This is a genomic window from Nostoc foliaceum FACHB-393 (assembly GCF_014698505.1).
In the GTDB taxonomy this organism is placed as follows: Bacteria; Cyanobacteriota; Cyanobacteriia; order Cyanobacteriales; family Nostocaceae; genus Nostoc; species Nostoc foliaceum_A.
Genome location: NZ_JACJTD010000141.1, coordinates 1 through 5,896 on the forward strand (window position 1 = coordinate 1; position 5,896 = coordinate 5,896).

Consider the following 5,896-nt stretch of genomic DNA (forward strand, 5'->3'; position numbering starts at 1 on the left):
TCGGCAGTAGGGGTTCAAGGATTTCCCACTCTTCGTCTGTTAGGCTGCTAGAGTACGGCATGACTGCTGGATACGGCTTTTGCGGTAACTGTACTTCAAGATAGTAAAAGATGTCAAATGGATTCTATAAGGAGACGGGGAAAGGACTTAGCCGTGCAGCGCTCAACGCATTTCTTCCTACACTCAAAAAGGCAGAAGAGACGGTGTGGTTGGCTGATTGTTATAGTCAAGTTTTACAGGCTACGACACTGAATCTAACTACAGCCTACAAAAACTTTTTTGAGAAACGTGCTGGATTTCCTAAATTCAAGTCCAGGCACGGAAAACAGTCAATTCAGTATCCTCAAAACGTCAAAATTGTAGATGGTAACGTCAAACTCCCCGGTAATATTGGGGCAATCAAAGCCAAAATACATAGACAGATTGAGGGGAAAATCAAAACTGTTACTGTGAGTAAAATGCCTTCTGGCAAATACCTTGCATCTATCCTGACTGAAATACAAGGTAAAAACCCTACTGTTTCAGAAGGCAAGATTTACGGTATTGACTTAGGACTAAAACACTTTGCTGTCGTAACCGATGGCAAGAAAATATCTTTTTACGACAATCCTAAACACCTTGCCAAACACGAGAAAAACCTCAAACGTAAGCAGAAAAAATTAGCACGTAAAGTTAAGGGGAGTAAGTCAAGAAATAGATATAGAAAAGTTGTTGCCAAGGTGTACGAGCGAGTTAGTAATTCGCGGCAAGATTTTCTACATAAACTTAGTTATAAGTTGGTCAGCGATAGCCAAGCTGTCATAGTAGAGAATCTTCATGTTAAAGGCATGGCCCGTAATCACAAATTGGCGAAATCAATATCTGATGTAGGGTGGGGAACATTCACTAACTTTTTAGCTTACAAGATAGAACGCAAAGGTGCAAAGTTAGTTGAAATTGATAGATGGTTCCCCAGTTCTAAACTCTGCTCTAATTGTTTCTATCAAATAGGTGAGATGCCGTTGGATGTCCGTGAATGGACTTGTCCTCATTGCAATACTCATCATCACAGGGATGGGAACGCAGCGATAAATATTAGAGCAGAGGGTATCAGAATCATAAAGGCGGAAGGTTCAGCCGTCTCTGCTGTAGGAGGGGAGCTAAGTCCTACTCTTGGACGAAAGTCTAAGTTTAGGCACTCCCCCGTGATTACAGAAGCCGACACTGTACTTGGTACTCCAAGTCAGTGTGGGTAGTTCACACATTCTCATCCAGGATTGTTCCTTCTATATTGGCTCCCTCCAAATTTGCTCCGCTCAAATTTGTCTGCTTCAAATCTGCTTGGGCAAGATTTGCCTGGGACAAGTCGGCTACAGTTAAGTCTGCGCCACTCAAATCGGCTCCATCTAAATTCGCCGCTATCAAACTTGCTTCCTGCAAATCTGCTTCACTCAAGTTGGTTTCAATCAACTTAGCAACCGTTAAATCAGCTTGACTCAAATTTGCTCCATCCAAAGTTGCTCCATCCAAGATAGCTCCATCCAAGATAGCTCCACTTAAGTTGCTACCACTGAGGTCAGCATTGCTCAAATTTGCTCCATTTAAGTCTGCCTCAATCAAACTGGCTTGGACTAAATTAGCGTGACTCAGATTAGCTCCATCTAAAATTGCTCTATCTAAAATTACGCCGCTGAGATTGGCTTCCCTTAAGTTTGCCTCGCTCAAGTTGACATCACTAAAGTCTCTGACACCTGCGGCATAGTTTTTCAGGAGTTGATCTGCTTTCATAATCTGTCGCTGTGCTAAAGAACGTTTAATTGAGGCTATCCAGGTTAACCAGAGAGAGCGCAAATCCTCAGCACGCGCCACAGAGGATTGGTGTGGTGAATCAAACCAGAGTGAATCTTGAATCACCTTTGTCTAGATTAGCCATCTTCAACCGCTGGCGCTAGTATCTAGAGATGTGAGTTACTTTCATCCTTGGGATAGATGATCGGGGACTTAAAAACTTAAGTAAGCTGTTAAACATTTAATTTGCACATTGAGATCGCAGGGGGGCAGGGAGCAAGGGAGAGGGTTTGCAGCTTTTATTACCATGAAAATCATGCAATTTAAATGACGATTAGCTTATTAGTGAAAAGCGATCGCTATACTCAATTTTGATGCTCATCTAGCAGAGGTTATGGCAAAACCAATTCGTATTCTTTTGCAGACTACAATTCGGCGCAAATCCAGACAAGGGGATTTTGCCCCTTGTTAAAGGTAGGCAAACTTCCGCTACAGTGTATTACAAACCTGAGCTAACCCGAAATACCGGGTATAGCGGCGATTAGTTCACGTTTCCCCACCAACAACTACATCTCGAATTCGGAGACTAGGGCCACCACAACCCACTGACAAACCGTTTTGCCCTCCCTTACCACAACCGCCGGATTCATCCCAGTAAAAATCATTACCAATTCCCTCAATATCCGCTAATGTTTGGAATACATTTCCCGAAAGCGTTACATCTCTCACAGGTTCCGCAATTTTGCCGTTTCTAATCATCCACGCTTCCCCTGCGCTGAAGGTGAACATTTCCCCATTCGTCATCCCACCTAACCAATTACGGGCATACACTCCTTCTTTGATATCGGTGAATAAGTCTTTGACTGGTGTTTTACCCCGTTCAATCCAGGTATTTGTCATTCGGACAATGGGAGTAAAGTGATAGCTGAGACAGCGGGCGTTACCTGTAGGCGCTTCCTCCAATTTGCCAGCGGTTTCACGAGAATGTAAACGTCCAACTAAAACTCCATCTTTAATTAGTTGAGTAGTAGTAGCAGGCGTGCCTTCATCGTCGTAAAAATAGCTACCACGATGTCCCTCTGGAGCCGCACCATCAAAAATTTGCAGTTCTTCTGGGCCAAACCGCCGTCCGATGGTCATAACTTCCAGCAGATCGGGGTTTTCGTAAGCCATATCAGCCTCAGAAAGATGTCCGAAGGCTTCGTGGACAAATAAACCCGTGAGAATTGGGTCAATGACTACAGTGTAAGTATTGCCTTTGACCGGTGGTAGAGATAAAGCGGCGATCGCTCTTTGAGCAGCACTTTTTACCTGTTCATCCAAATCAGTCAAATCTTCGTAAGCTTTGCGAGAGCCAGTGGTTTCCCGTCCAGTTTGTACGGTTTCGCCATTTCTGGCGGTGGCGGCAAAGCGCATTTCCATATCCACCCAAGATTGCTCGATCAAAGTGCCTTCTGAGGTAGCTATGATCACTTTTTGGGCGCTGTCTCCATAGCGCACTGAGGTAGTGGTAATCCGGCGATCAAAGCTTTTGAGCAATTCAGTATAGCGATCGCACAATTGCTTTTTCTTCGAGAGTGGGATTTTTCGGGGATCGGTGCCTTTTAGAGGTAGAACGCATACTGCTTGCACCGGGTCAATGGGTGCAAGTAAAGTTTCTTCATCACCAACCATCCGCGCAGCAGCGATCGCTTCTTCTATCCGCTCCTTAATTGTCGCCAGCTCGTTAAAGCAGCTCAACCCCCATCCACCTTTATAACAAGCGCGAATATGTCCACCAATGGAGATGCCTTCACTGAGGGTTTCTACCTTGTCGCCACGCAACAAGATATCAGTCCCTTCTGCTTCTTCAAGGCGAATCATCAGATAATCTACACGCTGTGAGTAGCGAGCGATCAGGTCAGAAAGTAAATTTTGTGCGTCAGCAAGTGTAGTCGGCATTTCCAAGTAGTAACAATGACGAACTGCATTTATTTTGCAATTATTTGGGGAATATCTGCTACTAAATATTAGAGTTGCCTATAAATCTATGACCTAGAGGTTGTTTGAGGAGTCCACAAGCGATCGCTCACTCTGAGTACTTCCTTTTTTACGATGGGTAAGAACTGAATGATGTGCTAAGGTAATTAAGTGAGAATAAAATTCGGTTACAGTGTTTGTTTTTAGTATTGACAGGCTTTTCCCTTTTGGTCTTAACAAGCTTGTCTCCGAAATCTAAATCTCTACACACCTATGATTTTGGAGATAACGCATGTCAATTTATGTAGGTAATCTATCCTACGAGGTCACACAAGAAGACCTCACCTCTGTTTTTGCGGAACATGGTTCTGTAAAACGTGTTCAGTTACCTACTGACCGTGAAACAGGACGTCCACGCGGCTTTGCTTTCGTAGAGATGGGCACAGAAGCTGAAGAAACAGCTGCCATTGAAGCTCTTGATGGTGCTGAGTGGATGGGACGCGATCTCAAAGTTAATAAAGCTAAACCCAAGGAAGATAGAGGCGGTTCCTTTGGTGGCGACCGTCGCGGTGGCGGCGGCGGCGGATACTCTCGCGGACGCTACTAAGCTTTAAGATCAAAAATTAAGTTTTAACGTCTTAAGGGCAGAATCATTATCTGCCCTTTTTGCGCTCCGGTCTACTGGATAGCTTAAAATTGCCCAGTACCAATTAAGTAGGAGATGAAAATGACCCAAGTATTTGTGGGTGAAAATGAAGGAATTGAGTCAGCCTTACGTCGATTTAAAAGGGAAGTTTCCAAAGCAGGTATTTTTCCAGACATGAGAAAGCATCGTCACTTTGAAACACCTTTGGAAAAACACAAGCGCAAAGAAGTCGCAAGGCACAAGCAACGTAAGAGAAATTTCCGTCGCAATTGAGAACAAGCGATACGTAAGGTAAGCGGAGTTTACCTATCCTCTCATTAGATTCTTAGCTGTCGAAGAGGCGATCGCTGTACACCTGCATGTAAATCTAAAGGGTAAGTTTTGGTAAAGCCATTACTGATTATGGGATGGGCAATGTAAATAACGGTGTGTCCCCCAACTGACAAAGAACTTTTGATAGTTACTTCCGGGGTGGCGATCGCTACGCTGATTTTACTAAAATTTGGCTGAAAAATTTATTTTTGCGATTCTCTTAATAGTCAACAAGACTTTTGAAGGGTCTGTCTTGGAAATTTGAGGCACGATAAGCAGATAATGCCCAACCTGTACTCTTTCTCCTGAGGGAGAAGGAGAGGAAGTAGCATGAAAACCCCCAATTGGGTAGACTGCTGAGATGAAGATTGTGCATACATCTCATTCCCAGCAGCGATCGCACAGCCTATTGAGTAGTTCGTTGACCTAGAGGGGTTTGGGCAGGAATGCTGTTGTCCCTGCCTCTAAACTCCGCTAGCGATTTTCCTCGAATACGCTAGCACTAAAAATGAGCAGAACAGAACGGGTTTGCAGATTCGCTTATAGGTGAAATATTAGCTCAAAAACATCCATGTTGGGCATGGCTAAATCGAGCATAATCACATCTGAATTATCTTCAGTTGCTACCTATAGCACGTGTTTGCAGGAAAATAACTGATAACTCTAAAACACTATCTATATTTCACTCAGGAATTGAGATGTGCAGATCATGGTTTCGTTTTTTTGTTCAGTATGATTTACTAGGTTTGGGAAACTTTTTACTCTTGAATAGAAAGAGAGCGAATTAACTCCCGAATCACATCGGTTGCCGGTCTCCCCGTGATTGAACAGTATGTTTCAAGCTTCTGTGCCTCGCTTGAAGTGAGATTGATTGTAAGCCGTTTAGCAGCCCATTTTTTATTCATGTACTAGAGAGATAAGCTATATTTTTAAACTACTTCTCTAATATCAATCTTTTAAGCTGCTACTACAATGGTATAAGTAATGACATTTGATTTAAGTAATCATGAAGTAAGATGTTATATTTTTCTAAGCAATAGTGAAGAGGTAGGGTATATTCTCAAGTATGAAGTTTAGCTACTGTTAGGGCAGTCCCAATGAAAAAATTTCATTACCATGAATGAAAATGTGGTAACTTCCAAGATAAGGCTGATACAAGCGAGGTTGTTTCCTTATTAGAGCACCAGAGCCTGAAGGGCAGTCTAACCTGGA

General features: G+C 43.2%; 7 protein-coding genes. 3 read left to right on the top strand and 4 right to left on the bottom strand.

The window, feature by feature from the left end; genetic code table 11:
• Positions 1 to 110 precede the first annotated feature (110 nt).
• On the top strand, positions 111 to 1,235 hold the full coding sequence (locus tag H6G92_RS37920; RefSeq protein ID WP_242059515.1) for an RNA-guided endonuclease InsQ/TnpB family protein: 1,125 nt from the start codon (positions 111 to 113) through the stop codon (positions 1,233 to 1,235).
• A gap of 1 nt (position 1,236) precedes the next feature.
• Here the strand turns inward: H6G92_RS37920 and H6G92_RS37925 are convergent, their stop codons facing one another.
• Both H6G92_RS37925 and H6G92_RS37930 read right to left on the bottom strand, forming a co-directional pair.
• On the bottom strand, positions 1,237 to 1,767 hold the full coding sequence (locus H6G92_RS37925; protein ID WP_190901906.1) for a pentapeptide repeat-containing protein: 531 nt from the start codon (positions 1,765 to 1,767) through the stop codon (positions 1,237 to 1,239).
• A 546-nt stretch (positions 1,768 to 2,313) separates the two neighbouring features.
• Complete coding sequence (locus tag H6G92_RS37930) at positions 2,314 to 3,708, bottom strand: TldD/PmbA family protein (RefSeq protein WP_190901905.1); 1,395 nt, start codon at positions 3,706 to 3,708, stop codon at positions 2,314 to 2,316.
• A 310-nt stretch (positions 3,709 to 4,018) separates the two neighbouring features.
• Here H6G92_RS37930 and H6G92_RS37935 point away from each other — a divergent pair, with 310 nt between their 5' ends.
• Together H6G92_RS37935 and rpsU are read left to right on the top strand one after the other, a co-directional pair.
• Complete coding sequence (locus H6G92_RS37935; protein WP_190730472.1) at positions 4,019 to 4,333, top strand: RNA recognition motif domain-containing protein; 315 nt, start codon at positions 4,019 to 4,021, stop codon at positions 4,331 to 4,333.
• A 120-nt stretch (positions 4,334 to 4,453) separates the two neighbouring features.
• Positions 4,454 to 4,645, top strand: a complete 192-nt coding sequence (rpsU, locus tag H6G92_RS37940; RefSeq protein ID WP_094333031.1) for a 30S ribosomal protein S21 — start codon at positions 4,454 to 4,456, stop codon at positions 4,643 to 4,645.
• Between the two features lie 44 nt (positions 4,646 to 4,689).
• Here the strand turns inward: rpsU and H6G92_RS40720 are convergent, their stop codons facing one another.
• Positions 4,690 to 4,818, bottom strand: coding sequence for a hypothetical protein (locus tag H6G92_RS40720; protein ID WP_277926951.1), 129 nt, complete (start codon positions 4,816 to 4,818; stop codon positions 4,690 to 4,692).
• Positions 4,819 to 5,442: 624 nt separating this feature from the next.
• Entirely contained in the window at positions 5,443 to 5,589 is a 147-nt protein-coding gene (locus H6G92_RS40110) for a CopG family transcriptional regulator (RefSeq protein ID WP_242059516.1), read from the bottom strand.
• Between the last annotated feature and the right edge of the window lie 307 nt (positions 5,590 to 5,896).